Source organism: Amycolatopsis decaplanina DSM 44594 (assembly GCF_000342005.1).
GTDB classification, from domain to species: domain Bacteria; phylum Actinomycetota; class Actinomycetes; order Mycobacteriales; family Pseudonocardiaceae; genus Amycolatopsis; species Amycolatopsis decaplanina.
On record NZ_AOHO01000045.1, the window covers coordinates 198,343 to 224,205 of the forward strand.

General features: G+C 68.3%; 29 protein-coding genes. 13 read left to right on the plus strand and 16 right to left on the minus strand.

What is annotated here, in order from left to right; genetic code table 11:
- Positions 1–30 precede the first annotated feature (30 nt).
- Entirely contained in the window at positions 31–1,035 is a 1,005-nt protein-coding gene (gene add / locus H074_RS10600; protein ID WP_007030022.1) for an adenosine deaminase, read from the minus strand.
- Positions 1,036–1,187: 152 nt separating this feature from the next.
- Here add and H074_RS10605 point away from each other — a divergent pair, with 152 nt between their 5' ends.
- Positions 1,188–1,406 (plus strand): antitoxin, encoded by a 219-nt coding sequence (locus H074_RS10605; protein ID WP_007030023.1) that lies wholly within the window; start codon positions 1,188–1,190, stop codon positions 1,404–1,406.
- A gap of 1 nt (position 1,407) precedes the next feature.
- Here the strand turns inward: H074_RS10605 and recQ are convergent, their stop codons facing one another.
- Both recQ and H074_RS10615 read right to left on the minus strand, forming a co-directional pair.
- Entirely contained in the window at positions 1,408–3,240 is a 1,833-nt protein-coding gene (gene recQ, locus H074_RS10610) for a DNA helicase RecQ (protein ID WP_007030024.1), read from the minus strand.
- A 176-nt stretch (positions 3,241–3,416) separates the two neighbouring features.
- The gene (locus tag H074_RS10615) at positions 3,417–3,764 is read right to left on the minus strand and encodes an ArsR/SmtB family transcription factor (protein WP_007030025.1); all 348 of its coding nucleotides are present in this window, start codon (positions 3,762–3,764) and stop codon (positions 3,417–3,419) included.
- Positions 3,765–3,863: 99 nt separating this feature from the next.
- Here H074_RS10615 and H074_RS10620 point away from each other — a divergent pair, with 99 nt between their 5' ends.
- Both H074_RS10620 and H074_RS10625 read left to right on the plus strand, forming a co-directional pair.
- Complete coding sequence (locus H074_RS10620; protein ID WP_007030026.1) at positions 3,864–4,376, plus strand: mycothiol transferase; 513 nt, start codon at positions 3,864–3,866, stop codon at positions 4,374–4,376.
- A gap of 57 nt (positions 4,377–4,433) precedes the next feature.
- Positions 4,434–5,042 carry a hypothetical protein gene (locus tag H074_RS10625; protein ID WP_235096722.1) on the plus strand — a complete coding sequence of 203 codons (609 nt, stop codon included), beginning with the start codon at positions 4,434–4,436 and terminating at the stop codon, positions 5,040–5,042.
- Between the two features lie 75 nt (positions 5,043–5,117).
- Here the strand turns inward: H074_RS10625 and H074_RS10630 are convergent, their stop codons facing one another.
- Positions 5,118–5,990, minus strand: coding sequence for a hypothetical protein (locus H074_RS10630; protein ID WP_007030028.1), 873 nt, complete (start codon positions 5,988–5,990; stop codon positions 5,118–5,120).
- 293 nt (positions 5,991–6,283) lie between these two features.
- Between H074_RS10630 and H074_RS10635 the strand changes: the two genes are divergently transcribed.
- Positions 6,284–7,234: a hypothetical protein gene (locus H074_RS10635; RefSeq protein WP_007030029.1), complete on the plus strand. Its 951-nt coding sequence runs from the start codon at positions 6,284–6,286 to the stop codon at positions 7,232–7,234.
- On the opposite strand, the gene H074_RS10640 is transcribed toward H074_RS10635, so the two are convergent.
- The 4 genes from H074_RS10640 to pdxR form a co-directional block, all read right to left on the minus strand.
- On the minus strand, positions 7,224–7,850 hold the full coding sequence (locus H074_RS10640) for a TetR/AcrR family transcriptional regulator (protein WP_007030030.1): 627 nt from the start codon (positions 7,848–7,850) through the stop codon (positions 7,224–7,226). The genes H074_RS10635 and H074_RS10640 overlap by 11 nt on opposite strands.
- 92 nt (positions 7,851–7,942) lie before the next feature.
- The gene (locus H074_RS10645; protein WP_051071912.1) at positions 7,943–8,203 is read right to left on the minus strand and encodes a cupin domain-containing protein; all 261 of its coding nucleotides are present in this window, start codon (positions 8,201–8,203) and stop codon (positions 7,943–7,945) included.
- 47 nt (positions 8,204–8,250) lie between these two features.
- Positions 8,251–8,694 carry a single-stranded DNA-binding protein gene (locus H074_RS10650; protein WP_007030032.1) on the minus strand — a complete coding sequence of 148 codons (444 nt, stop codon included), beginning with the start codon at positions 8,692–8,694 and terminating at the stop codon, positions 8,251–8,253.
- Between the two features lie 156 nt (positions 8,695–8,850).
- On the minus strand, positions 8,851–10,275 hold the full coding sequence (pdxR, locus tag H074_RS10655) for a MocR-like pyridoxine biosynthesis transcription factor PdxR (RefSeq protein WP_007030033.1): 1,425 nt from the start codon (positions 10,273–10,275) through the stop codon (positions 8,851–8,853).
- An 80-nt stretch (positions 10,276–10,355) separates the two neighbouring features.
- Between pdxR and H074_RS10660 the strand changes: the two genes are divergently transcribed.
- Complete coding sequence (locus H074_RS10660; protein ID WP_007030034.1) at positions 10,356–11,543, plus strand: MFS transporter; 1,188 nt, start codon at positions 10,356–10,358, stop codon at positions 11,541–11,543.
- On the opposite strand, the gene H074_RS10665 is transcribed toward H074_RS10660, so the two are convergent.
- On the minus strand, positions 11,516–11,908 hold the full coding sequence (locus tag H074_RS10665) for an NUDIX hydrolase (RefSeq protein WP_007030035.1): 393 nt from the start codon (positions 11,906–11,908) through the stop codon (positions 11,516–11,518). The genes H074_RS10660 and H074_RS10665 overlap by 28 nt on opposite strands.
- Before the next feature lie 78 nt (positions 11,909–11,986).
- Here H074_RS10665 and H074_RS10670 point away from each other — a divergent pair, with 78 nt between their 5' ends.
- Positions 11,987–13,144 (plus strand): epoxide hydrolase family protein, encoded by a 1,158-nt coding sequence (locus tag H074_RS10670; protein ID WP_039922138.1) that lies wholly within the window; start codon positions 11,987–11,989, stop codon positions 13,142–13,144.
- Here H074_RS10670 and H074_RS10675 read toward each other — a convergent pair.
- Together H074_RS10675 and H074_RS10680 are read right to left on the minus strand one after the other, a co-directional pair.
- The gene (locus H074_RS10675) at positions 13,137–14,183 is read right to left on the minus strand and encodes a winged helix DNA-binding domain-containing protein (protein ID WP_007030037.1); all 1,047 of its coding nucleotides are present in this window, start codon (positions 14,181–14,183) and stop codon (positions 13,137–13,139) included. The genes H074_RS10670 and H074_RS10675 overlap by 8 nt on opposite strands.
- Positions 14,180–15,178, minus strand: coding sequence for a cation diffusion facilitator family transporter (locus tag H074_RS10680; protein ID WP_007030038.1), 999 nt, complete (start codon positions 15,176–15,178; stop codon positions 14,180–14,182). Before H074_RS10680 ends, H074_RS10675 begins: the two co-directional genes overlap by 4 nt.
- A 75-nt stretch (positions 15,179–15,253) precedes the next feature.
- On the opposite strand from H074_RS10680, the gene H074_RS10685 reads away from it, so the two are divergent.
- The 3 genes from H074_RS10685 to H074_RS10695 are packed head-to-tail and all read left to right on the plus strand — an operon-like array spanning position 15,254 to position 16,652.
- On the plus strand, positions 15,254–15,625 hold the full coding sequence (locus H074_RS10685) for an ArsR/SmtB family transcription factor (RefSeq protein WP_007030039.1): 372 nt from the start codon (positions 15,254–15,256) through the stop codon (positions 15,623–15,625).
- Between the two features lie 19 nt (positions 15,626–15,644).
- Positions 15,645–16,016 (plus strand): DUF6153 family protein, encoded by a 372-nt coding sequence (locus H074_RS10690; protein WP_007030040.1) that lies wholly within the window; start codon positions 15,645–15,647, stop codon positions 16,014–16,016.
- A gap of 48 nt (positions 16,017–16,064) precedes the next feature.
- Positions 16,065–16,652, plus strand: a complete 588-nt coding sequence (locus H074_RS10695) for a DUF305 domain-containing protein (protein WP_007030041.1) — start codon at positions 16,065–16,067, stop codon at positions 16,650–16,652.
- Between the two features lie 413 nt (positions 16,653–17,065).
- On the opposite strand, the gene H074_RS10700 is transcribed toward H074_RS10695, so the two are convergent.
- From H074_RS10700 to H074_RS10705, 3 genes are all read right to left on the minus strand, one after another.
- Positions 17,066–18,139: a SagB/ThcOx family dehydrogenase gene (locus tag H074_RS10700; protein WP_007030042.1), complete on the minus strand. Its 1,074-nt coding sequence runs from the start codon at positions 18,137–18,139 to the stop codon at positions 17,066–17,068.
- A 52-nt stretch (positions 18,140–18,191) separates the two neighbouring features.
- Positions 18,192–18,314 carry a hypothetical protein gene (locus tag H074_RS42020; protein ID WP_255432121.1) on the minus strand — a complete coding sequence of 41 codons (123 nt, stop codon included), beginning with the start codon at positions 18,312–18,314 and terminating at the stop codon, positions 18,192–18,194.
- Between the two features lie 81 nt (positions 18,315–18,395).
- Positions 18,396–21,326: an AfsR/SARP family transcriptional regulator gene (locus tag H074_RS10705; protein WP_007030043.1), complete on the minus strand. Its 2,931-nt coding sequence runs from the start codon at positions 21,324–21,326 to the stop codon at positions 18,396–18,398.
- Positions 21,327–21,787: 461 nt separating this feature from the next.
- On the opposite strand from H074_RS10705, the gene ku reads away from it, so the two are divergent.
- Entirely contained in the window at positions 21,788–22,732 is a 945-nt protein-coding gene (ku, locus tag H074_RS10710) for a non-homologous end joining protein Ku (protein ID WP_007030044.1), read from the plus strand.
- Here the strand turns inward: ku and H074_RS10715 are convergent.
- Both H074_RS10715 and H074_RS10720 read right to left on the minus strand, forming a co-directional pair.
- Positions 22,719–23,366: a B3/B4 domain-containing protein gene (locus H074_RS10715; RefSeq protein ID WP_007030045.1), complete on the minus strand. Its 648-nt coding sequence runs from the start codon at positions 23,364–23,366 to the stop codon at positions 22,719–22,721. The genes ku and H074_RS10715 overlap by 14 nt on opposite strands.
- A gap of 11 nt (positions 23,367–23,377) precedes the next feature.
- Complete coding sequence (locus H074_RS10720) at positions 23,378–23,989, minus strand: LysE family translocator (protein WP_039922052.1); 612 nt, start codon at positions 23,987–23,989, stop codon at positions 23,378–23,380.
- A gap of 147 nt (positions 23,990–24,136) precedes the next feature.
- On the opposite strand from H074_RS10720, the gene H074_RS10725 reads away from it, so the two are divergent.
- From H074_RS10725 to H074_RS10735, 3 genes are all read left to right on the plus strand, one after another.
- Positions 24,137–24,637, plus strand: coding sequence for a hypothetical protein (locus H074_RS10725; protein WP_007030047.1), 501 nt, complete (start codon positions 24,137–24,139; stop codon positions 24,635–24,637).
- Positions 24,637–25,521 (plus strand): alpha/beta fold hydrolase, encoded by an 885-nt coding sequence (locus tag H074_RS10730; protein ID WP_007030048.1) that lies wholly within the window; start codon positions 24,637–24,639, stop codon positions 25,519–25,521. Before H074_RS10725 ends, H074_RS10730 begins: the two co-directional genes overlap by 1 nt.
- A 97-nt stretch (positions 25,522–25,618) precedes the next feature.
- Positions 25,619–25,825 (plus strand): CsbD family protein, encoded by a 207-nt coding sequence (locus H074_RS10735; RefSeq protein ID WP_007030049.1) that lies wholly within the window; start codon positions 25,619–25,621, stop codon positions 25,823–25,825.
- The last annotated feature ends 38 nt before the right edge of the window (positions 25,826–25,863 follow it).

Sequence of the window (25,863 nt, forward strand, 5' to 3'; positions counted from 1 at the left end):
GTCACCTACTCGCGATCCTTGCCCGCGCAACTACCGCAAGTAGGTGACGAATTGCGGGGTGCAGGCGAGCCAGGCGTCGATCTCCGCATGGATCGAACGCTTGAGCCCGGCGGGGGCGAAGGACGCGTCGACGGACGCCCGGGCGAGTCCGGCGAGCGCTCGATCGTCGTAGGCGAACGCCTCGCGAGTGCGCAGGAACTCGTCGGTCAGGGTCGTCCCGGTGACCGAGGGGACGTCGGTGCTGAGGGTGACCACGAGCCCGGCGTCGACCAGCCGGGGGAGCGGGTGCTCCTCGAACGACGGCACGAGCCCGAGCGTCACGTTCGACGACGGGCAGACCTCCAGCGCGATACCGCGTTCCCGGACTTCGGCGACCAGCGCGACGTCCTCCAGGATCCGGATGCCGTGGCCGATCCGTTCGCTGTGGCCGACCTCGAGCGCCTCGCGGATGCTGGCCGGGCCGGCGTCCTCCCCGGCGTGATGGATCAGGTGCAGCCCCGCTTCCTCGGCCTCGTCGCAGATCCCGGCGAACGGCGCGAGCGGGTACTTCTCCTCCCCGGCGAGACCGATCGCGAACACCCCGTCCTGGGCATAACGGCGGGCGAGGTCGAGGGTGAGCCGGGCCCGTTCGACCGGCCGGCGGCGCGAGTGGTCCAGGATCACCCGCCAGTGGAGCCCGTGTTCGGCCGCCCCCACCGAGAGTCCTTTGAGGACGGACGCCAGCGGCATGTCCGGCTCGCCCAGTCGTTCGCCGTGAGAAGCCGCCGTGAAGGTGACTTCGGCGTAGCGGACGCCGTCCGTGACCTGGTCCTCGCAGAACTCGCGCGCCACCCGTTCGAAGTCCTCCGGATTCCGCAGGCAGGACCGCAACAGCCCGTTGTAGTCGCCGAACGCGCGGAACCCGTCGAACACGGGTTGTTCCGCGGGTACGGCGACGCCGTTCGCCTCGCCGAGCTCACGGAGCGTGTCCGGCCGGATGGTGCTTTCGAGGTGGACGTGCAGATGGGTCTTGGGCAGCAGAGAAAGATCCCGCATGAGCACGAATCTAGTGGTCGTGGCCCTCGCCGCGCGCCCCGTTTTCCGGCGGTCGGTATCCGAAATGAGTGATTCGGCTCGCGGCGGGGAACCCAGGGGTCATCACCGGTCGTTGAGCAGGCAACCAGACGACCCCGAGGAAAGGGACCATCGTGGCTCTACTGCGGAAGTTGACGGCTCTGGCCGGCACCGCCACGGCTGTGCGCGCCTACGTGCGGAAGAACCCCGAGAAGGTCTCCAAGGCCGTGAACAAGGCCGCGACCTTCGTCGACCACAAGACCAAGGGCAAGTACCACAGCCAGATCGACGGCGCGGTGCGCAAGGTCGACGGGATGACCGGACGGCCGCCGCGCCGCCCCTACCAGCCCTGAGCTAAACCTCGGCGAGCGTCTGCAGGATCTGCTCGCCGTACTTCGCGAGCTTGTTCTCGCCGACACCGCTGACCGTACCCAGCTCCTGTAGCGTGGCGGGCCGTTTGGTGGCGATCTGGCGCAGGGTCGCGTCGTGGAAGATCACGTACGCGGGCACCCCCTGCTCCTTCGCCGCCGCGGCCCGCCACGAACGCAGCAGTTCGAACACCGGCGCCGCCTCGGCGGGCATATCGGCGGCCGCGGCCTTTTTCGCACTGGACCGGGCCGCGGCCTTCGCCGCCCGCTCCGGCTCGCGCCGCAGCTGGACCTTCCGCTGCCCGTTCAGCACCTCGGCGCTGCCCTCGGTCAGCACGAGCGAGCCGTAGTCGCCCTCGACAGCCGCGAGCCCCTGCGCCAGCAGTTGCCGCACCACAGCGCGCCATTCGGGTTCTTTCAGCTCCGTGCCGATCCCGAAGACCTTCAGGGAATCGTGCCGGTGCTGGGTCACCTTCGGCGTCGATTTGCCGAGCAGGATGTCGATGATCTGCCCCGCGCCGAACTTCTGGCGCCGCTCGTTCTGCAGCCGGACGATGGTCGAAAGGATCTTCTGCGCCGGGATCGTGCCGTCCCAGGTCTCCGGCGGCGCCAGGCAGGTGTCGCAGTTGCCGCAGGGCTCGCTCCGCTGCCCGAAATAGCTGAGCACCTGTACACGGCGGCATTCGACCGTCTCGCACAGCGCCAGCATCGCGTTGAGATGGGCGCTCTGCTGCCGCTTGTGCGCCTCGGATCCCTCCGACATGTCGATCATCTTGCGCTGCTGGACGACGTCTTGAAGGCCGTACGCCAGCCAGGCCGTCGACGGCAGCCCGTCACGGCCCGCTCGACCGGTCTCCTGGTAATAGCCCTCGACGGACTTCGGCAGGTCCAGGTGTGCGACGAACCGTACGTCCGGCTTGTCGATGCCCATGCCGAACGCGATCGTCGCGACGACGATCAGACCGTCCTCGCGCAGGAACCGCGACTGGTGCTTCGCGCGCGTCCGCGCGTCCAGCCCGGCGTGATAGGGCACCGCCGGAATCCCGTTCTCCATCAGGAAATCCGCGGTCTTCTCGACCGAGTTCCGCGACAGGCAGTAGACGATCCCGGCGTCGCCCTTGTGCTCGGTGCGCAGCAGCTCCAGCAGCTGGCGCTGCGGCGAGTTCTTGCCGACGATCCGGTACTGGATGTTCGGCCGGTCGAAGCTCGCGACGAAGTGCCGCGCGTTCTCGAGGTTGAGCCGGGACGCGATCTCGGCGTGCGTCGCCTTGGTGGCCGTGGCGGTGAGCGCGATCCTCGGCACGTCCGGCCAGCGCTCGTGCACCGCGGACAGCATCAGATAGTCGGGCCGGAAGTCGTGACCCCACTGGGAGACACAGTGCGCCTCGTCGATCGCGAACAGCGAGATCTCGCCGCGGTCGAGCAGCCGCACCGTCGATTCCACCGAAAGCCGCTCCGGTGCCAGGTACAGCAGGTCCAGCTCGCCGGCGACGAACGCGGCCTCGACCCTGTTCCGCTCGGCGTAGTCCTGGGTCGAGTTGAGGAAACCCGCGCGCACGCCGAGGTTGCGCAGCGCGTCGACCTGGTCCTGCATCAACGCGATCAGGGGTGAGATCACCACACCGGCGCCCGGTCGCACCAGGGCGGGGATCTGATAGCACAGCGACTTCCCGCCGCCGGTGGGCATGAGGACGAGCGCGTCACCGCCTGCGATGACGTGTTCGACGATGGCGTGCTGGTCGCCGCGGAAGTCGTCGTAGCCGAAGACGCGGTTCAGCGTTTCGAGGGCTTCCGAGGTACCGATGTCGGGGGCTGCCACCCGGACGATTCTAGGGGCGGGGTCCGACAGCCGACGCGCCCCGTGCCACCAGGAACCGGCGTTGTCGTCCAACCCGCTCGAGGTCGCCCGAAACGCCGTCGTGAGCAGCAGGAAGGCGACGGGTTCGGCGGGCAGCCACCGCTCGACGCGATCCCAGGCGGCGCATGGGGAGAAGCTTAATCGCTCTCTTCGGCGGCCTTCCGGCGTTCGCGGCGGCCGCGCGCGATCTCGGTGGCGAGCGCGTCGAGCGGCCCGGTCCAGAACCGCCGGTACTGCTCCAGCCAGCCGTCGATCTCCTTGAGCGGTCCCGGATCCACCGAGTACAGCCGTCGCGCGCCCTCGGCGCGGACGGTGGTGAAGCCGTTTTCGCGCAGGACGCGCAGATGCTGGGAGACCGCCGGCTGCGAGATCCCGAACTCGGCGCGGACCACCGTGGTCACGTCGCCGGAACTCTGTTCCCCGCCCGCCAGCAGTTCCAGGATCCGACGGCGCACCGGATCCCCGAGGACGTCGAACGCGTGCATCCGGCAACTATCACGGCCTGGGCTTATATAAGTCAAGGTTGCAAGGCCTGGGTCACCTCACGGTGGCATCGTGGGCGGGAGACGCCGGAAGGGGAATCGATGAAACTGGCCGAAGTGGTGGCCGACGGGTTCGGCCGCGTCCAGGAAGTGGTGCACGACGCCGTCGAGGGGCTGAGCGCCGAGCAGTTGACCGCGAGCCCGGCGCCGGGCGCGAACACGATCGCCTGGCTGGTCTGGCATCTGACCCGGGTGCAGGACGATCACGTCGCCGACCTGATGGGCACCGAGCAGATCTGGACCGCGCGGGACTGGGTGGGCCGCTTCTCACTGCCCTTCCCCGCGTCGGACACCGGATACGGGCACCGCCCCGAGGACGGCGACGCGGTCCGCGTCGACTCCGCCGACCTGCTGACCGGGTACTACGACGCGGTGCACGAGGCGACGACGGCTTGGGCCGCCGGACTCGGCGAAGCCGACCTCGACCGTATCGTCGACGAGGGGTGGGATCCGCCCGTCACCCTCGGGGTTCGCCTGGTCAGCGTGCTTTCCGACGATCTCCAGCACGCCGGGCAGGCGGCGTACGTCCGAGGGCTCGTACTCCGCGATACGTAGCCGAGGTGTCGCTCCACGACGGACGACGGGAGCCTCGCCCGCGGAAACACTGGTCGCATGAGTACTTCCACAGTGCGGCGGCCGCCGATGACGCTCACCCCGCGGTGGCGGAAACTCGCCCTCGTCGTCCATGTCGTCTCGTCACTCGGCTGGCTCGGGATCACCATGGTGAACGCGGTACTGACCTTCACCTCAGTGTTCACCGACGACGCCCGGCGCCAGCACGCGGCCATCCTGATGTTGGACCAGATCGGCGGCTATCTCCTGCCGCCGGTCAGCCTGACCGCCCTGATCAGCGGAATCGTGCTCGGCGTCGGCACGAAATGGGGGCTGATCCGGTACAAATGGGTCGCGATCAAACTGGTGCTGACCCTGATCGCCGCCGGGCTGACACTGTTCTCCCTGCTGCCGGGGATCCGGGAACTGGCGGCCGCCGCCGAGTCCACTATGGACGGTGCGTTCGTGGAAGCGGGGCGTCGCGTGGACGGGTTCTACCCGATCATCGTGTCCACGACGATGTACGTGACCATGACCGTGCTGTCGGTGTACAAGCCGGGTGGCAAGACACCGTATGGACGCCGGGTGACCGCCACGCGGCTTCGCGAACGTCAGCCGGCTTTGGTGGGCCTGGCCGACCTGAGCGGCGGACCGTGGTGGGGCTCGTGAGTGGTGAGGACGGTTCTAACCGTCCTCACCACTCACGAGGCTCGCCACCAGGACACGCCACGTTTGCCTTACCCCTCAAGGGAACTCCTTGAGGGCTTCGTCGACCCGCTCCGCTTCGGCGCGCAGATCGTCCAAGACGGTCTGCGCGGCCGCGGTCTCACCGTTCGCCGTCTCTTCCTCGAGTTCGGCGTCGGCGAGCCGCCGCCGGAGGTCGTTCGCCTTCTCCGTGGCCTTCTCGGCCCGGCGTTCGGCGCGGGCGAGGTCGATCTCGGCTTGTTTGCAGGCCTTCGCGAGGTCGGCCGCTTCACGCCGGAGCCGGTTGAACTCGGCCACCCGTTTCTGTTCGCGTTCGGCCTCTTGCCGGGCCTTGGTGATCCGCTCCTGTTCGGCCTTCTCCGCCGCCTCCCGCTTCGCTTTGCGGCGATCGTCCAAACGCGACACAGTGGCGGGTTTTTCGCGCTCCGGCGCGGGTTTCCGCTTCGGTTGCGGGGTGAACCCGCTGGTGAGCCACTGGTCGCCCGAGCTGTCCACGCCGCTGCTCAGCCGCCCGGCCAGTGCCAGCGCCGCCACCTCGGGATCGGCCACGACGGCTTCGAGGGTCGCTTCGACTTCGCGGGCGACGGGCTCGCTCATCGAACGTTCGTCCCGCAGGATCAGGTTCACCAGTTCCTGGCGCCGCCGGGCGAGCTTGCGCAGGTCCGCGCCGGCCAGCGCCGAATGTGCCTTGCGCAGATCGTCGCCCAGCCTGGCCAGCTCCGCCAGCTCGGGGGAGCCGGCCCGGCGATTGAGGATCGTGGCCGCGAGCGTGGGTTTCCGTAACGCGCGGATACGCTCGGCCAAGGCGGCTTCACCCGCCGCTTTGGCCTCTTTCGCCCGTTGGTTGCGCACCTGTACGAACTCGGCCGGATCGCCGGCGTAGAGCTCGTCCGCGACCTCGTCGAAGTCCATCGCCCTCCGCAGGGTCAGTGGCCGGTCAAGGCCGGATCGGGTGGCCATGCTCGCCGTACACGTCCGATGATGGTCCCACGAGACTCCGGAGCTTTCACCTTTTCGGAGTCATTCGGTCACGCTTTGACCGGATGGCGGATCGGCTCCTTCGACGGCACCCGCCGGACCGGTGAATCCGGATTGCCCGGAGCCGGTCGGACCAAGGGCAGATCGGCACTTTGGAGGTGGCGCGTGCCCGATGGCGGAACAACGATGGGCATCAGGGGGAAGCCATCAGCCGCTGGAGGTACGAAATGTCCGTCACCGAACGCGCTCCCGTTTCCCCGCAGGCGAATTTCCTCGGCTCGGGACCCTATCCGGAACACAGATGGCGCGTGGTCCTCTGGTCGGTCCTCGCCGGCTTCGCGCTGACGGTGATCTGGTCGGCGCCCTTTGTGGACAGTGTGATCGGTGACAGCGTCGCCAACACCCTCCTGGGACACGACGCCAAGGCGACCCCGATCGGCGGGGTACTGGCCGGAACGTTCTTCGCGTTCGTCTCGGGCCTCGCCGGAACGTTCACCGCGTGCAACATCGCCGCCTTCGGTGCCGTCGCCCCGCTTGTCGGCGGAGGAGCCACCGGACGTCCGAAATTCACCGACACCTTGAAGCCGTTGGGCTGGATCGCGGCGGGGATGCTGACGGTTTCCGTGGTGTACGGCGTCGTCGTCGCTCTCGTCGGCACGCGGATGCCGCAGTTTTCGACGGTTTCGTCACCGGGCGGGCTCACGCCGCGGAACATCCAGTCGATGATCGTCTTCGGCGTGATCGGGATCGTGTTCATCGTGCTGGGCCTGGCTTCCGTCGGCGTCGTCCGCAACCCGATCGCCGGCCTCACCCGCCGGTTTCCGCACGCACCGCTCGTGGTGATGGGCGCGCTGATCGGCGGGTTTCTGATCGGCAGGCCGTTCCCGCTGTTCCGGATGATGTTCCGCAGCGCGGCCGAAAGTCACAACGTGTTCTACGGCGCCGCCGCGTTCGCCCTGCAGTCGGTCGGCAACATCCTGGTGATGGCGCTGTTGTTCCTTCTCCTCACCCGCGGCACGGGCGGGCGGCTGCAGCGGTGGATGCTCGCGAAGCCCACCAGGATCGCCGTGGTGACCGGCGCCGCGTTGCTGGTCGCCGGCACGTTCACGCTGCTGTACTGGGACTTGCGCGTACTGGGCCGGACCGGCGTCATCTGGTACCCGACCATCAAGTGGTGAAGAGCCGAGCCAGTACCTGCTCGACCGAATCCTGAAGACACCTCGCCGCGTCCTCCCGGCCGGCGAGGTGCTTCAGCAGGCTTTGCTGGAACAGGCCGTCGAAGAGCGCATACGTCGTCGACGATGCGAAATCCGTCGGCTTGCCCAGCAGGTCCGCGTACCGGGACACGACCCGCCAGATCATCAGTTCGAGTGTCTCGTCGATGGCGAGCACATCGGCTTGGAACAGCTTCTCGAACAGGCTCTGGTTGCGCAGGTCGTACCAGAGCCTGTGCAGCCGGGCGTTTTCACGCAGTGTGGCCGCCGTCGCGGCACCGAAGGCCGCTTTCAGTTCTTCGGCCGTTTCCGCGGTCTCGACTATCCGGTCGTACCTGGTGACGCATTCGGCCTTGTACTGCTTGACGCAGTAGGTGATCAGCTCGGCCTTGTTGCGAAAGTAGTAGTGCAGTACCCCGTGGGAGAACTCGGAGTTCTGCGCGATCTCACGCAGGCTCGTGCGCGCGTAACCCAGCTCGGACAACGTGACCAGCGCCGACATCGCCAGCTGCGCGCGCCGTTGGTCGAATCTGTCCACCTGGCGGGTCTCGTCACCGCTGCGGTTCGCCACGTCGGTCACAGTTCCCGGTTCCCGTCGCCTCGGGTGCCCGCCGGCCACGAGCACGTCGTCGGATTCTAGCCTGGGGAAGGGTTTTCTAGCGCCCGGCAGAATTACTCGAGCCACTCGGTGATGAAATGGTCGCTTTCGTGGATGTGGACCGCTTCGTAGACCTCCGGGCCGATCACGGCGAACTTGTGCGGTGTTCCCGCCGGTACGACCAGGACTTCGCCCGCCCCTCCCTCGCGTTCGGCGTCCCCGATGGTGAACCTGGCCCGGCCGCGGATGATGACGAACGTCTCCCGGTACGGATGCCGGTGCAACCTCGGTCCGGAACGACCTCCAGCATCCGAGCCGGAGGTTCGCGACCGCATGGCGCGCGGGAGGGAGATCGCTCCCTGCCGAGAGGGAAACCGCCGGGTCAGAAGGGCGGCTCCGGGCTTCCGGCGGTCACCGGCGTTCGCTCCCACGCGCCGTCCGACGGGGTGCCTCCCGAACTCCGGCCCGCCTTGTTCACCTTCGCCGTGGCATAACGCAGCGACGGGCCGATCTCGTCGACGTCGAGCTCCACCACCGTGCGTTTCTCGCCTTCCTTGGTTTCGAACGATCGCTGTTTCAGCCTGCCCTGCACGATCACCCTGGTCCCTCTGGTGAGCGATTCGGCCAGGTTCTCCGCGGCCTGCTTCCACAGTGCGCAGCGCAGGAACAGCGGGTCTCCGTCACGCCACTCCCCGCTCGCGCGGTCCAGGACACGCGGCGTCGACGCGACCGTGAAGTTCGCGACCGCCGCTCCCGACGGGGTGAACTTCAGCTCCGGGTCGGTCGTCAGGTTGCCGATCACCGTGAGCACCGTTTCTCCGGCCATGGACTTTCCTCCTCGCTTCCGCGCGCGGGCCCGGCCGGGCCCGCTGTCGCCTGTGAAGAGGAGACCACCGGGGTACGACAGTTTCCGGCGGCCCGCGGCGATCGGATGTCTTGAAAGGGTCGGTCAAGACGAAAAGTGTCCTGAACGAACCTTTCATCACATCCTGGCGGCCGAAACGCACTCCCCGAGCCGCGCGAGCCCTTCGTCGATGCGGTCGGGACCGACCAGCCCGTAGCCGATCACCAGCCCGCCGCGCCTTCCCCCGTACGTGGACAGGTTTTCGACGGCCACCCCGGCCCGCGCCGCTTCCGAGACGGCACCTTCCACAGCGACCGTCGCATGTGGAGGGACCTGTGCGCACAAGTGAAGCCCGGCACTCGAAGGAACGACTTCCAGCGAATCTCGCAGTTCGTCACGGACGAAGGCGAGGATCCGCTCCCGTCGCACCGAATATTCCCGGGTGGCCTTGCGCACGTGACGGGCGAGCAGACCCTCGTCGATGAAGCTCGCCAACGCGGCTTGGGTGACGAGGTCGCCGTGCCAGTCCATGAGTTGCTTCGCCTGCCGCAACGCCGGGCGCAGAGAGGCTGGTGCGACGAGAAAACCGAGACGCAACAAGGGAAGTAGGGTCTTCGAGAATGATCCGACGTAGAGCACCCTGCCGTCGTGATCCAGGCTTTGGAGCGGTTCGAGCGGCCGATCCGAGAACCGGTACTCGCTGTCGTAGTCGTCCTCGACGATCACCGCGTCGTTCCGCTCCGCCCACGCCAGCAACGCCGTCCTCCTGACGAGTGACATCGGAGTGCCGAGCGGGAACTGGTGCGACGGCGTCGTATAGATCAATCGGGTGCCCTTGGCCAGCGCGGTGACGTCGAGACCTTCGGCATCCACCGGCACCTTCGTGACTCGGGCGCCGAGGGCGATGAAGAGCCGTTCGGCCGGCGGATAGCCGGGGTCTTCGACGGCGACACGCGTGCCGGGTTCGATGAGGACCCGGCCGATCAGGTCGAGGGCCTGTTGTGCCCCTTGGGTGACCAGGACGTCCTCACCGCCGGCTCGCACCGACCGGGCCGCGCCGATGTGCCGGGCGATCGCCACCCGCAGTGCTTCGAGCCCGGCCGGGTCGGCGTATCCCGACGGCGGCGGCAACGAAGGCCGCAGTGCCTGGCTGACCAGCCTTCGCCAGGTCCGCAGCGGGAACAGGGCCGGATCCGGGACACCTACGCGGAAATCGAACGCGGGGGAGGACCGGTCGTCGCCGAGTGGATCCGGGAGCGAACGCCAGCGGGCGATGGGCCGCACTCCGGTGCCCGCGGGTGCGGCGCGCTCCGATCGCGCCACGGGATCCGAGCCGACGAATGTCCCGCGCCCGACGTGGCTGCTGAGGAAGCCTTCCGCGGTCAGCCGTTCGTAGGCGACCGCGACGGTGTTGCGCGAGACGTCGAGTTCGCGGGCCAGCTCCCTGGTCGGCGGCAGGCGCTCTCCGGCGCGCAGGCGCCCGTCGAGGATGCCGTCGCGGAGTTGACGGTAGATCCGCGCGGCCAGGTCGGTGTGACCGTCGAGGCTGATGTGGAAGGGCACGCTCCGAGTCTATATTGGCCCAACCAGAACGGCGGGTATTGGAGCTGGGACGAGGCCAATCTGCCGCTTAGCTTGGGTCCATGAACCGACTGATCTCGGCCCAGCTGATCAGCTCCGTCGGCGACGGCGCCTACTACGTCAGCTCGGCCTTGTACTTCACGCTGGTCGTCGGGCTTTCGCCCGCGCAGGTGGGCCTGGGCCTCACCGTGGGCTGGGCGGTCGGCTCGGTGGCCGGGGTCGCGCTGGGGCATCTGGCCGACCGTCGCGGGCCGAGGGGAACGGCCGTCCTGCTGGCTTTGGGCACGGCCGTGTCGGTCGCCGCTTTCCTCTTCGTCGGTTCGATCGTCGCGTTCGTGATCGCGGCCTGTGTCTACGCCTGCTGCCAATGCGGACTCGGTGCCGCGCGGCAGGCGTTGCTCGCCGGCCTGACCGACCCGGCCGAGCGCACGACGTTCCGTGCCCGGTTGCAGGCGCTGTCCAACGCGGGGATCGCGATCGGCGCGGCGCTCGGCGGGATCGCGCTGGCGCTCGGGACGCGAGAGGCCTTCCTGGCCGTCTTCGTCGTCGACGCGCTGGCTTTCGTCGCCGCGGCTCTTGTCCTCCGCAAGGTGCCTTCGGTGGCTCCGGTACCGGTGCGGGCGGGCGAGCCGTCCGTGGCCGTTCTCCGCGACCGCCCGTACGCGCTGCTGGCGCTGCTCAACATGGTCATGCTGCTCTACATGCCGCTGTTCAGCCTGGTCCTGCCGTTGTGGATCTCGACCAGGACAGCGGCCCCGAGCTGGCTGGTTTCGGCGATGCTGGTGCTCAACACGGCGAGCGTGCTGGTCTTCCAGGTACGTGTGGCGCGTGGCGTGACGGGCCTGCGCAGCGCCTCTCGCTACGCCCGTTACGCGGGGCTGTTGCTTTTCGTCTCCTGCCTCGTCTTCTCGGTCTCCGCCATGGGCGATTCCGCGTGGGCGGCGGCACTGGTCCTGCTCGTGGGGGCGGCGCTGCAGGTGCTGGGGGAGATGGCACAGGCGGCGGGCTACTGGGAGATCGGCTTCGGCCTCGCGCCCGACGGCAGACAGGGCCAGTACCAAGGGCTTTTCGGTGCCGGGGCGGCCATCGCCCGCATGCTCGGGCCGGTACTGCTGACCGGGCTGATCCTGGTGGGCGGCGCCGCGGGCTGGGTGGTGCTGGGCGGACTGTTCCTGCTGGCGGGCACGCTCACCGCCCCCGCCGTCCGGTGGGCGGACCGGAATCAGTCCTCGATCGCCTGCCGGAAATGATCGGCGAGGTCGAGTCCGGCGGCTTCTTCCCGGGTGTGCCAAGCGTGGGCGTCGTGCTCGTCGGGATCGAGCACGACTTCGCCCGGATCCTCTTCGGTGAGCGTGTACACCGTGGCGTGGATCCGCATCGGCCTGCCCGCGACGTCGTCCCAGCTGTGGGTGCCACGTTCGCCGGTGACGCGGACGGTCAGCCCGGTCTCCTCGGCGAACTCGCGGACCACGGTCTCGGCGGGCGGCTCGCCCGGCTCGACGGTCCCGCCCGGCAATTCCCAGCGGCCGCCAAGGAAGGAGCCGGGCCGTCGCCGGATGAACAGGATCTTCCCGTCGCGGATGAGCCTGCCGTAGGCCAAGTACTTGTCCGTCACGAGCGCATCTTCCCGTACTCGGAATGTCTCCCTGATCGAGGACAGAACCTGTCCGCAACGGCTCGTAGCGTGGGCTTCATGGAAAACACCGAGCTCCGCCCCTTCCGCCTCGACGTCCCCCAGGAGCAGCTGGACGAACTGCACGCGAAGCTCGACAGCGCGCGTTGGCCCGCTCCGCTCCCCGGCGACGGCTGGGACACCGGAGTGCCGGTGGCATGGCTGCGCGGACTCGCCGAATACTGGCGCGACGGCTACGATTGGCGCGCCGCCGAACGCGAGATCAACCGTCATCCGCAGTTCACCACGGTCATCGACGGACAACGGATCCACTTCCTGCACGTCCGCTCACCCGAAGCCGGCGCGACGCCGCTGATCCTCACGCACGGCTGGCCGGGTTCGGTGGTGGAGTTCCTCGACGTCATCGGTCCGCTCACCGACCCGAAGGCCCACGGTGGCGACCCGGCGGACGCGTTCCACCTCGTGATCCCGTCGCTGCCCGGCTTCGGTTTTTCGGGCCCTGTCTCGGATTCCGGGTGGACCATGCCGCGGATCGGCCGGGCATGGGCGGAGCTGATGCGCCGGCTCGGATACGAACACTACGGCGTGCAGGGCGGCGACCTCGGGGCTTCCGTGTCGCCGGAGGTCGCCAGGGCCGCGCCGGGCAACGTGATCGGCGTGCACGTCAACGGCGGGCTGACACCGATGCCGCCGATGTCGTTGTCGGAGCAGGAACTCGCTTCGCTCACCGACATCGAACGCGATCGCGTCAAGCGGATCAGGGCATTCATGCGGGAGGAGTTCGGGTACATCGCGATTCAGTCGACGCGGCCGCAGACCCTCGGCTACGGGCTCGTGGACTCCCCGGTCGCGCAGCTGGCCTGGATCATGGACAAGTTCCGCGAGTGGACCCATCCGCGCCCCACCCTGCCGGAGGAGATCATCGGCAGGGACCGCTTGCTGACCAACGTCATGTTCACCTGGCTGACCGGTACGGCGGCTTCGTCCGCGTATGTCGGCTACGCGCAGGCTGAAACCTGGGGAGCCGTCGAGAAGAACTCCGGCGTGCCGACGGCGGCGCTGATCTTCGCGCATGATGTCGGGATCCGGCGGTACTCCGAGAACGCCCACACGATCGTGCGGTGGACCGACGTCGATCGCGGCGGGCACTTCGCGGCGTTGGAAGAGCCCGAGATCCTCGTCGTGGACGTGCGGGAGTTCTTCCGGTCCCTCAACTGACGAGAACGGCCGTTTCCCCGAGGAAGCGGCCGTAATCGTCCACTTCGGACTCCAGTCCGGTGATGGCGGATCGCGGAAGCGTGGCGAAGGGCTCGACGACGACCTTCGTCTGCTTCGCGGTCCGCTTGGTGTGCCAGGTTGCGGCGATTCGGCCGTCGACCAGCACGGTCGGCGCGATCATCCCGCCGCCGGAGTTGACGCGTTTCGCCTCGGCCGGGTCGAGGAGCAGACCGCGGTCGCGGTAGCCCAGCAGGTAGGTGTCGAAGGCGCCGAGCAGGCGCGGGGGACACGGGGGAGCGGACAGGTCGGTCTCCGGCAAGGCGAAGCCCATGCCTGCCGGCACGAGATCCAGCGCGGCGAAAGCGTTGCGGCAGAGGCCGAGCGGGAGTCCGGACCAGGCGCTGAAGTCCTCGGCGGTCGCGACGCCATACGCGGTCAGGTACCGGTGGGCGAGTTCGGTATGCGGTTCCGCTGGGTCGTGGTCTTCGGTGGCCCATTCGTCGAGGAGTACGTACGTCGGCTCCGTCCCGTCGTCCCGGCCTCGGCAGAGCAGGCCGCGATTGGCCGCGTACGCCAGGAGATGGGCCGGCGCTTGAGACTTCGAGTCGAGCGTGATGCCGTCGGCGGCCAAGCCGTCCAGGATCTCTTGCCGGGTGAGAGCCTTGCCCGGCAGGAGAACCTGGAGCTTCTCGAGCGCGCGTTCGCAGAGTTCGTCGGTGAGGCCCAGCTGTTTGCGGCGTCCCTGCCCCGCCTGGGCGTTACGTGGACCGAACAGCCGGTTCAGCCAGCGGAGATCCGCCATCGGCACCAGGTGGAGCGTCTTGCGCATCAGCCAGGTGCGCGTCACGGCGCGGGACGCGTCGGCGTCCGCCGCGGTCAGACCCCGGCTCCGGGCCCGGATCGCGAGCCGGGCTGCGGGCGTCGACTGCGCCTGGATCGCGGCGATGGACCTGACCACGGTGAGCACGTCCGCGGCCGGGGCGGTCAGCAGTTGCGCGCGGGCGCGGACGGCGCGGATGTCGTTGTCGGACAGCGTCACCCGGTGACGATCTCATGGGCGTTCACCGGTTCGGTGTGCACGACCGCTTCCGTGAGTCGCGGGAGGACCTCGCGAAGCCGCCCCTCGACACGATGGGCCAGGTGATGCGCCTCGGTGACGCTCAGTCCGGCCTCGACCGACACCGCCAGTTCCGCGCGCAGGCTGTGCCCGATCCAGCGCATCCGCAGGTCCCGCGTGCCGAGCACGCCGGGGACGTCGGCGGCCGCGCGTTCGGCGCGATCGACGTCGGCCGGATCGACGGCGTCCATGAGGCGGCGGAAGACCTCTTTGGCCGCGTCGCGCAGGACGAACAGGATCGCGACGGTGATGGCGAGACCGATGATCGGGTCGGCCATCGGGAAACCGAACGCGACACCGGCGGCGCCGAGCACGACCGCGAGTGACGTGAACCCGTCCGTGCGGGCGTGCAGCCCGTCGGCGACCAGCGCGGCCGACCCGATCTCGCGGCCGACGGTGATGCGGTACCGGGCGACGAGTTCGTTGCCCGCGAAGCCGATGACCCCCGCGGCGGCGACCACCCAGAGATGCTGGACCGGACGCGGATCGAGCAGCCGCACGACGGACTCGTACCCGGCGAGGAAGGCCGAGGCGGCGATGAGCAAAACGACGAGCACGCCGGCCAGGTCCTCGGCGCGGCCGAGCCCGTAGGTGTAGCGGCGGGTGGCGGCGCGGCGGCCGAGCAGGAAGGCGATGCCGAGCGGGAGTGCCGTCAGCGCGTCGGCGAAGTTGTGGATCGTGTCGCCGAGCAGGGCCACCGAACCGGTGATCAGCACGAGCGCGAGCTGGGCGACGGCGGTGACGAACAGGGCGGCGAACGACCAGATCAGCGTCCGGACGCCGCGTTTGCTGGTCTCCAGCGCGGTGTCGACGCGGTCGGCGCTGTCGTGGCTGTGCGGGGTCAGCAGCCCGCGGAGGCGGCCCTTCCCCGGCCGGTGGCCGTGACTGTGCCCGTGACTGTGCCCGTGTCCGGTCATCTCCCACCTCTTTGTCATGCTACCTGCGCAGTCATGCAGGTACGCAGGCAGAAGGATAGCGGCTATCCTCCAGGCATGCACGAGTCGGTTCCGGATTTCGAGATGCCCACCGAGGAACAGGTCCACCTGGCCGCGGAGACGTTCCGGCTGCTCGCGGATCCGACGAGGATCAAGGTCCTCTGGGCGCTTCTGCAGGGTGAGTCCTCGGTCGCCTGTCTCGCGGAACTGGCGGGCGCGGCACCGACGGCGGTCAGCCAGCATCTCGCGAAACTGCGGCTCGCCGGCCTGGTCAAGGGCCGCCGCGAGGGGACGTTCGTCTACTACTCGGCGGCCAACGACCACGTCCGCGGCCTGCTCGCGCAGGCGCTGTTCCACGCCGACCACATCGATCGCGACATACCGGCACTGCATTCGGCGGGGAAACCCCACCGTCCGGCGGCGCGCTGAATCCGGCTACGGTGGAGCCGTGACCCAGTCCTCGTACCCGGCCGCCCTGCGGTGGCTGCTGTTGTGCGTGGTCGCGCTGGGGCTGGTCGGCATGCACCACGTCGTCGCCGAATCCGGCCACGGCGCGGGGCACTCCGCTGTCGCCATGGCGGATCCGTGCTGCGCGGACACACCTTCGCACGACGACGGTGGACACAGTGGACTGCACCTGTGTCTCGCGGTGCTCGCCGCGGCCGTGCTGCTGATCGTCACCTGGCTGCTCGTCCGGAATGGACGGACGGTGGCGACGTGGAAGTCGCGACAGGGCGGTGGTTCGGCGTCGGGCCGTGATCCGCCGCGGTGGAGACCGGTGCCGGAACGGTTGTCGTTCCTTTGCGTGTTGCGGGTGTGACAGGCGGGTACGTCCCGCCCTGCCCGTAACCGATTTCGAGGAATAACCATGATCAGCAGGAAACTGGCCGGAGCGGCGCTCGCCGCCCTGGCCTCCTTCGCCGTGCTCACCGGATGCGCCAGTTCCGACACCGCTTCCACCGGGCACGACATGTCCACCGTCAAAGCGCCGGATCCGCAGCAGGCCGGTCACAACCAGGCCGACGTCGCGTTCGCGCAAGGGATGATCCCGCACCACGAACAGGCGCTCGAGATGGCGAAACTCGTCGACGGCCGCACTCGGAACGCGAAGGTCGTCGACCTCGCCGCGCGGATCCAGAAGGCGCAGGATCCGGAGATCCGGCAGCTGACCGGATTGCTGGAAGGCTGGGGAGTGGCGCAGTCGGGTGAGCACTCCGGGCACGGCTCGGCGTCCGGCATGATGACCGAGGACGATCTCGCGAAACTCGGCCAGGCCAAGGACGCCGCGTTCGACAAGCAGTGGCTCGAAATGATGGTCGAACATCACGAAGGCGCGCTCGAGATGGCGAAGACCGCGCTGCAGCAGGGCAGCAACGCCGAGGTGAAAGCCTTGGCGCAGAAGGTGATCGACGGTCAGCAGGCCGAGATCACCGAGATGCGCACGCTGCTCGGCTGAGTGGGACGGTGGCACGGACCGGGTTCATCCGGCCAGTGCCACCGCTTCCCGGAAGTGCGAGCACTGGGTGTCGAGCCTCGTGAGTGGTAAGGACGGTTCTAACCGTCCTTACCACTCACGAGGCCCACGACGGTCCGCCGCTCAGGTCGCCTGAAGTACGGCGGGTGCGCTGGTCTCCGCCGCCGAGGCGCTGACGACCCGGTCGCCCCGGGCCGCCACCGTTCTGAACCATCGCCGGCAAATGACCACGGTGCTGTGCCTGGCGGTGTTGCGAGCCCACCGCTTTCGATTCCTGCCTGAGCATCGCCACCTACCGAGATCACTGCGCGACATTGCGCCACGCAGCTACTCCGCGAGGAGCCGTTGCCGAAAAACGACCATCACGCGACCAGAACCATGACGGCGACGCGCCCTCACAAGCGAGTGCCCAGCACCGACATACCCAGCACCAGCTCGTTCGCCGGATCGCAGCCGAGGAGGTCCTCGACCAGTTCGTCGCGAAGCGCCGCGGTGAACGTGACGTTCAGTCCCAGCGCGGTCGCCATCAGATACACGGTCTGGCTGAGATGGCCGACGTCCATCAGCAGCACCCGATAGGTGCGGCTCATCGGGTACTTCCATTGGTTCCGCTCGATGACGCTGGTGTAGATCAGCAGCGCGCCGGCGTTCCCGGCCCACTGCTGGTCGCCGGCGAGCGCGATCAGCTCGTCGTCGTCGATCTTGCCGTCCAGTGGCGTGAGGCCATGCCGGAAACCGTCGTAATGGTAGGCGCCCCGATCCAGGCCCTCGACGTTCCTCGCGTAGACGTACACCTCTGTCGGATGGCGCGCCCCGCCTGATGGGCTCGTCTTGAAGACGTTCCCGGTGGCGGGGATGTCGGGATGCGTTTCCGGCCTCGTCGGCCGTGCCGCCGTGAGAAGTGCGCTCAAATCGGACCGACGCAAGGGTTCTTCACCGAACTCGCGGACGCTTCTGCGCTGGTTCAGGGCGTCGCCGAGCCCGATCGCGTTCAGCGGTTCCGGTGACGGTTCGGGCAGCGCTATCGCGTCGTACTCGCCGGAAGGCCTCGCCGGAGAAGGCGGAGGACTGACCTTTGCCTTCTCCAGCAAGGTTTTCGCCGTCATTTCGCTGGTCGTGAACTCGGTCTCGCGCAAGGAACGGGTGCCGAAGTGAAACGCCCGCGCGGACGTTCCCCAAGGGCCCCAATCCCGAAGGATCTCTTCTTCTCGTTGTTGCCGGGAAGAACCTTTGGCCACCAGCACGTCGTACCGGATCATCGCTCGCGCGATACGGACGAGCCTTTCCCCGATCTCGGGATTCTCATCCGCTTCACGGACCGATTCCGGTTCTCGCCAAGAACTGAACCATCGCAGGACGCGTTCGGTTCCTTCGGCGAGTTTGAGCTGGCGATGTCCCAGATGGTCGTCCCAGACGACGTCACCATCGGACCAATAGAGCGTTCCGCAAGAGGAAACCCTGACCAGCATCGAATGTCTTGCGCCCCAGTCCCCAGTAATACTTCCGAATACGTCAGGTCATTCAGCGTCGCGAGCGGAAAGGAGGCCCGCCGTGCGGCGGCGGCTCGAACCCGCCCCAGGTGCTCTGCGCCTTGTACTCGGCTTCGAGCTCGTACAAGAACTCGTCGTCGTCTTCATCGTGCATGCCGCCGATCCTCTCCGTGAGCGGTTACTCCGGTCAAGCGAATATACCTACGCCAACAGAGTACCGGAGCGGAACGGCCAATTACGCCGAGTAATCGGCCAGCTGCCGTTTGAGTTCACGAACCTCGGGGGACTCCGAAATGCCGAGATCGGTGTACATTCGCAATGCGAACCGGCGATGACGTTCCGCATTCGCTCGCTCACCGAGAATGTCGAAGGCGAACGCCATCTCCTTGTGGGCGATGGGCAGCATGCTGCGATTCCCGGTCGATTCGAGCACTTCCATCGCGGTCGTCAACTGGGTGACCGCGAGCGCGCCGTCGCCGAGCCCGCGCGAATTGATACCGAGAGCGAGAAAGCATTCCGCTTCGAGATCGGGTGATTCGTTCTCCTGGGCCAGTCTCAGTGCCTTGTCGAGTTCCGCGGCGGCTTCGGGATATCGCCTGTTCTCGGTGTGGATCAGTCCGATCCGGTGCCTGGCGCGGGCTTCGATGAGCACGCTGCCATGGGCATGCGCGGTCTCGCGGACCCAGCCGAGGTGTTCGATCGCCTCGTCCGACTCGCCCTTGAGCCAGTGGGTGACACCCGAATTGCCCCTGGCCCGGCACTGCATCCGGATGTCGCCGGTGGTCGAGGCCAGTTCGAACACCTCGTTGAACAGCCGGTTCGCTTCGGTGAACTCGTTGAGCCGCCACAGGGTCAGCGCGTACATGTGCAGGGCCTGGTACTCGAGGACCACGTTCCCGGTGACCCGCGCGGCGGACAGGGCGAGGGTCTCCAGCTCTCTGGCCTGCCGGTAGTAGCCGCGGTTGTCGAAGTAGCGCCACACCGCCGAGCAGAAGGGCACGAGGTCCGAGTACTGCTGGTGGTTGTTCATCGCGACGGCCACCGGCAGCACGTTCTGCCATTGGGCGTCCATCCAGTGCGCGGCCTGGTCGTAGTCGGCGAAGGATTGTCCGAACTCGCTCTTCGGGACCTCGAGGCCGCCCGGCTCCTCTTCGGAATCCGGGTCGATGAAGTCCATCGCGGCCGCGACGGTGCTGCGGTAGTAGTCGAACAACCGTCGCATCATCGCCTCGCGCTGGTGTTCGGGCTCCTCGGCGAGCAGGAGCTCACGACCGTAACTGCGGAGGAGGTCGTGCATCTCGTACCGGTCCATCGTCGGCTGGCGCAGGAGATTCACGTCGACGAGGCGTTCGGCGAGGCGGCGGGCCTCGCCGAGGTCCACTTCCGCCAAGGCCGCCGTCGAGTGGAGATCGAACGCGGCACCGGGATGATGGCTCAACCGGCGGAACACCCGGCGCTCGGTTTCGGTCAAGTTCAGATAGGACACCCGGAACGCGCCCGCGACGTCCCGTTCCCCCGCGGTGAGCTCGCCGAACCTGTTCCGTTCGTCGCGCAGCTGCCTGGCGACGAAGTCGAGCGTCCACGACGCCCGCGCGCGCAGCCTGCTCGCCGTGACGGCCAGCGCGAGCGGGAGATCGCCGCACAGGCTCGCGACCTGGTCGGCCGCGTCCGGGGATTCCCTCCTCAACCGGGAGGGCCCGACGATCCGGCCGAGCAGGTCCACCGCGTCGGCCCGGCTGAACGGTTCCAGCGAGAGCAGTTCGGCGCCGTCGAGTTCGACGAGCCGGGTGCGGCTGGTGATCAGCACGCAGCAACTCGCCGATCCGGGCAGCAGCGGGTTCACCTGCGTCGCCCCGATGGCGTTGTCCAGCACCAGGAGCACGCGTTTGCCGGCGAGACAGCTGCGGAACAGGGCCGCGCGCTGCTCGGTCCCGGCGGGGATGTCCGAACCCTGGATGCCGAGCGACCGCAGCAGTGCCTCGAGCGCGGACCCCGGGTCGACCGGGTCGCCCGCCGGTGAGAACCCTTCGAGGTTCACGAAGAGCTGCCCGTCGGGGAACAGCGGGGCGAGCCGGTGCGCGGCGTGGACGGCCAGCGCGGTCTTGCCGACACCGGGCATGCCGTCGATCGCGATCAGCCGCGGCCCCGTCGAGGAGTCGTCCTGGCCGATCTCGAGGACGGTCCGCAGTTCCGCGGCGCGGCCGCCGAACGCGGGGAGGTCCGCGGGAAGCTGCGCGGGGCGGGGGAAGAGCGACTTCTGCGCGTCCGCGTCCTCGCGTCGCCCGCCGGTGTCCATCCCGGCCCGGAGTCCGCCGACGCCATACCGGACGAGGGCGCCGTCCTTCATCAGCTCGGCGTCGGCACGCAGGATCTGCTGGTGGAGCGCGCTCAGTTCGGCACTCGGGTCCACGCCGAGCTCTTCGGCGAGCGCGATCCGGGTCCGGTCGAACGTCCGGAGCGCGTCGGCGCCGCGGCCCGCCCGGTAGAGCGCCAGCATGGTGAGGCACTGCAGGGTCTCGCGCGTGGGATGCCAGGCGGCGAGGTCGAAGGCCTCGCGCGCGGCCGCTTCGGTCTCGCCGAGCCGGAGCCTGGCGCCGATCAGGAGCTCGCAGGCGGCGAGGCGTTCTTCGTCGAGCCGCCGTGCCGTCTGCTCGATGGCTTCGCCTTCGAGACCGTCGAACGCCGGGCCTCGCCAGAGCGAGAGCGCGTCCGCCAGTTTGGCGGCCGCCTGCGAGATCAGCCCGGCCGCCAGGAGTTCCGCGCCCTGGTTGTAGTCCGCTTCGAAGCGGACCGAATCGAGCGACGCGCTGCTGATGACGACGCGGTACGCCGAGCCGGTGGTGACCACGGCGGACCGGGCGACGCCGAGGTCGTGCCGCAGCCGCGCGATCGCGTTGCTGACCTGACGGACCGCGGTCTTCGGCGGATTTTCCGGCCACATCGTGCCGATCAGGTACGACACCGGGACCAGCCTGCCCGCGTTGATCAGCAGTGCGGCGAGGAGACGCTGTTCACGGCGTCCGCCCAGCCGGACGGGGACGCCGTCGACCTCGGCTTCGAGCGGGCCGAGAACGGAGAAGCTGAGCTGGGATCGCTGGCCGGTGTGCTTCGGATCGCCGGGGATTCGGGGCGATCCCGCCGAATCGGGTAAACGATCAGCGGTCATGTGCCACTATGTCGTCCGAGGCCGTGAGCGCGCTCACGCATTACCTCCAGTCCGTTCGCCGGCTGATCGGCACCCTAGCCCACCGCTTCGGCCTCCAGCCAGATCAGCGCGGGGGTACGCCATACGGCATTCGGCCTAACGGGCGTGCGCGGGCCTGCCCTGAAACCGGTTCGATTCTACGCCCGGCCGCCCCTGAACTGCGCGGATGTCCGGCGGTGGAGAGCCGATGTAATTCCGATGCAGGGACTTGGAAAGCTGAAGACATCAGCTGGCGGGTCGACGCGACGGGGCAGCGCGCCGAACCGTGTAGGGGGCTCCGCGGCGGTTGGCCTTCGAACTGGGGGTGGCCAACCGCCCTGGTAGCCCTTTCCTCTTGTCACGGGTTGCTCCCGGTCCTCTGACCAGGTGTGATCCGCCGCGATTCCGGGTATCAGGTCGCTGGAGGAGAGGAGTGTGTGCCCATGCGCCCGGTCTGGAGCGGTTCGCTTTCGCTCGGTCTGGTGACGGTGCCGGTCCGTCTGTACAGCGCGGTCGAGGACCATACGGTGCACTTCCGCCAGTTCCAGCGCGGCACCGAGGACCGCATCCGGTACCGGCGGGTGAACGAGCGCACCGGCAAGGAAGTCGGCTACGACGACATCGTCAAGGGTTACGAACTCGACAGCGGCGAGTATGTATTGGTCGAACCCGAGGAGCTCGACGAGATCGCGCCCGGCCGGTCGAAGTCGCTCGACATCGAGAGCTTCGTCGAACTGGACGCCATCGACCCGATGTTCTTCGACAAGACGTATTGGCTCGCGCCCGCGAAGGACGAGTTCGAGCGTCCGTACGCGTTGCTGCTCGAGGCGATGGACTCGTCGGGCAAGGCCGGGATCGCCAAGTTCGTCATGCGCGGCCGCGAGTACCTGGCGCTGGTCCGTTCCGGGGACGGCGTGATGGTGCTCAACACCCTGCATTTCGCCGCCGACCTGCGCGATCCCGCCGAGCAGCTGCCGGAGCTGCCGGGCAAGGCGAAGGCACGCGGCAAGGAACTCGACATGGCCGTCGACCTGATCGACGCGATGAGCGACGACTGGCGGCCCGAGGAGTACCGCGACACCTACACCGACCGGGTGCGGGAGCTGATCAAGGCCAAGAAGAAGGGCGACACCATCACCCCGGCCACCGAACCCGGCGAGCCGACGAAGGTCGTCGACCTGTTCGAGGCGCTTTCGAAGAGCGTGGAAAGCGGGAAGGCCAAGAAGAAGCCCGGGGCGAAGAAGCCGCCCGCGAAGAAGGCCGCGGCGAAGAAGGATTTGTCCTCATTGTCGAAGGCGGACCTGGAGAAGCTGGCGCGGGAGCGGGACATCAAGGGACGGTCGAAGATGACCCGCGCGGGTCTGGAGAAGGCACTCAAGGCCTCGTGATGATCCCTGCCGTCGCCAGTTCGCTCGCGATGGCCTCGATCAGCAGCCGGACGTCCTCGGCCGCGGTCGCGTGCAGCCCTTCGGAAAGGATCAGCACGTCGGACGTCGCGGCGGAGACCGCGGAGTGCCCGCTCTGCCGGTTCGTCCACCGCCGCGCGTGGGCTTGACCGTCCTCGTCGGCGAAGATCACCTCGCCAGGATTCGGCTGCTCGACCGTGCCGGCGAAGGTCACGTATTTCTCGTCGCCTCGCGCGTGACGGACTTCCAGCGAGCCGCTGATCTTCGCGACATCGAGCACCGCGACAGGGATGGCGTAGGCGACCGAGACCGCGTTGCAGAGGTCGATCACGGGATGGATCCGGGGGAGCGCGCCTTCTTTCCGCAGCCTGCGCAGCAGTGATTCCGACGCGCAGCGGTACTGCGTCGGTTTCAGGCCCATCTTGGCGAACGCCCGCCGCCAGGCTTGGATCTCGGGGAATTCCGATTCCGGGCCGTCCGCGAGCCGCCGCGTCGCCCGCGCGACGAACTTCTCGAGGTCGACCGGCATTTCCGGGGTGATACCGGTGGCCTGGAGCGTCCCGACGGCGAGGCCGGGGTGAGCGGCGCGGATGTCGGAGTGGTGCTGGAGTCGCATGCTGGACCTGTCTACTGGGTGGTGAACGCGAGTTTGGCGCCGAGCGCGGCGAAGGAACCGGCGAAGATCCGCCGAAGCCAGGCGAGCACGCGCGGCCGGGTGAGGACGTGGTGCCGCACGCCGGCGGCGAGGACGCCGTACACGCTGAACACCACGAAGGTCGCCAGCATGAACACCCCGCTCAGCAGCAGCATCCGAGGGATCGAACCGGGCTCGCCCGCCGGGACGAACTGGGGCAGGAACGCGAAGAAGAACAGCGTCAGCTTCGGGTTCAGGACGTTGATCAGCACGCCGGAGGTGATCGTCCGCAGTGTCGACGCGGGTTCGGGATCGCCCTCCACGACGATGGCTTCCCGGTCCTTCAGCGTCGCCCACGCCATGTAGAGCAGGTAGGCCACGCCGAGGTATTTGATGATCTCGAACGCCACCGCGCTCGCGTGCAGCAGTGCCGCGAGGCCGGTGATCGCGGCGACCATGTGCGGGATGATGCCGAGGGTGCAGGCGGTGGCGGCGATGACGCTCGCGCGTCTGCCTCGGGACAGACCGGCGGAAAGCGTATAGACGACGCCGGTGCCGGGTGTGGCCACCACGATCAGCGTGGTGATCAGGAAGGCGATACTCACGAGATCACTGTGCGCGCTCTTTGGTCCCATGAACAGGGCCAAACCGATGCGACTCCACTGGACCAAAGAATTGTGTGAGGCGGCTGACGGCTTCACCGGATGGAGTGGCATGATGCACGCTCGCACGTCGACGAGGAGGGCCTTGGTTTGAGCGCGCGCACTTCCCAGGTGGACGACCTCCGGCTGGTGGCACAACCGAATGCCGTGTTGTGCTCCGAGCTCTTCGTCCGTCTCATCTTGTCGGATTGGTCCTTGCGGCCGTTGCTCGATCAGGCGAAAACCGCCGCGGCCAGATTGGTGGGAGCGCTCGTCGACGTGGCCGATCCGAAGGAGCCGCCGTTCCTGACGTTGAGACTGCGGTTGCGCTCGGACGTTCTGGTCATCGAGGTCGACCACGACCTGGAAGGACTTCCCGCGCCCACACCCGCTCCGGGCGAGCGGACCGGGGTGGCGCCGGGCGAGACCGGCGGCGTGACCACCTGGTGCGAGCTTCCGCTGCCCGGTGGCCTGTCGGCCGGACAGGTCCGGCTGCCGAGGCGGGGCGACCGGCGCACCCTCGTGGACGAACCCGTCTCCGGTGAGCCCGTCGGCGCCGATCCCGAAGTCCTGGAACGGCTTTTGACGCGGTTGAGCGGCTGGTCCGGCTGATGGGCACGAAGCGCGTCACCACACCGGTTCTGGAGATCGAGTACGAACACGCCGGTGAGGCGGGCGGCCCTCCGGTGGTCCTGCTCCACGGCTTCCCGTACGACGTGCGGGCCTACGGCGAGGTCGCCCCGGTCGTCGCCGCGGGCGGTGCCTCGGTGTACGTCCCGTATCTCCGCGGGTTCGGTGGGACGCGGTTCCTCGACGACGCCACGCCCCGCTCCGGACAGCAGGCCGCGCTCGCGCAGGACCTGCTCGAGTTCATGGACGCGCTGGGGCTGGAAAACGCCGTCGTCGCCGGTTACGACTGGGGCGGCCGCGCGGCGTGCATCGCGGCCGCGCTCCGGCCCGAGCGCGTCCGCGGACTGGTCTCGGTGGACGGCTACAACGTCCAGAACCTCGCTCGCGCCGGAGAACCCGCACCACCGGAATGGGAACGCACTTACTGGTATCAGTACTACTTCCATTCCGAACGCGGCCGCCGCGGGCTGACGGAGAACCGCGACGAGCTGTGCGCCCTGTTGTGGCGCACCTGGTCGCCGACCTGGACCGGCGCCGACGCGGCGTTCCCGGCCAGCGCCCCCAGCCTGCACAACCCGGACTTCGTCGACGTCGTCATCCACTCCTACCGGCACCGGTTCGGCCTGGCTGAAGGCGACCCGCGGTATCAGGCGCTCGAAGACCTGATCGCGAAGGAACCGGCCATCACGGTGCCGGCGGTCGTGCTGGAAAGCGGGGACGACGGCGTCGGCGGTCCCGGTGCGGAGGGCGACCGCGAGTACTTCACCGGGCCGTACGAGCACCGTGTCCTGCCGGGGGTGGGCCACAACGTTCCCCAGGAGGCGCCCGAAGCGTTCGCCGCCGCCGTGGCGTCTCTGCTTCGGTGAGGACGATCACCCGTCCGTGCGCATGACGAATCCGGATCATCGCTGTCCTTCCTTCGTACGGCGCACGATCCGGGCGCCACGGACGGAGGAGGACCCGATGTCGTTGGGCGACAAGATCAGCAACAAGGCCGAGGAGTTCGGCGGTAAGGCCAAGGAGGCCGCCGGCGACGTCACCGGCAACGAGGAACTGCGCGCGGAAGGTCAGGCGGACCAGGCGAAGGCCGGTCTCAAGGGTGCGGTCGAAAACGTGAAGGACGCCGTCGGCGACGCGGCGGACAAGATCCGCGACACCTTCAAGAAGTAGCGGTCCTTCCGGGCCGGGGTGGCGGAGTTCCGCGCCCC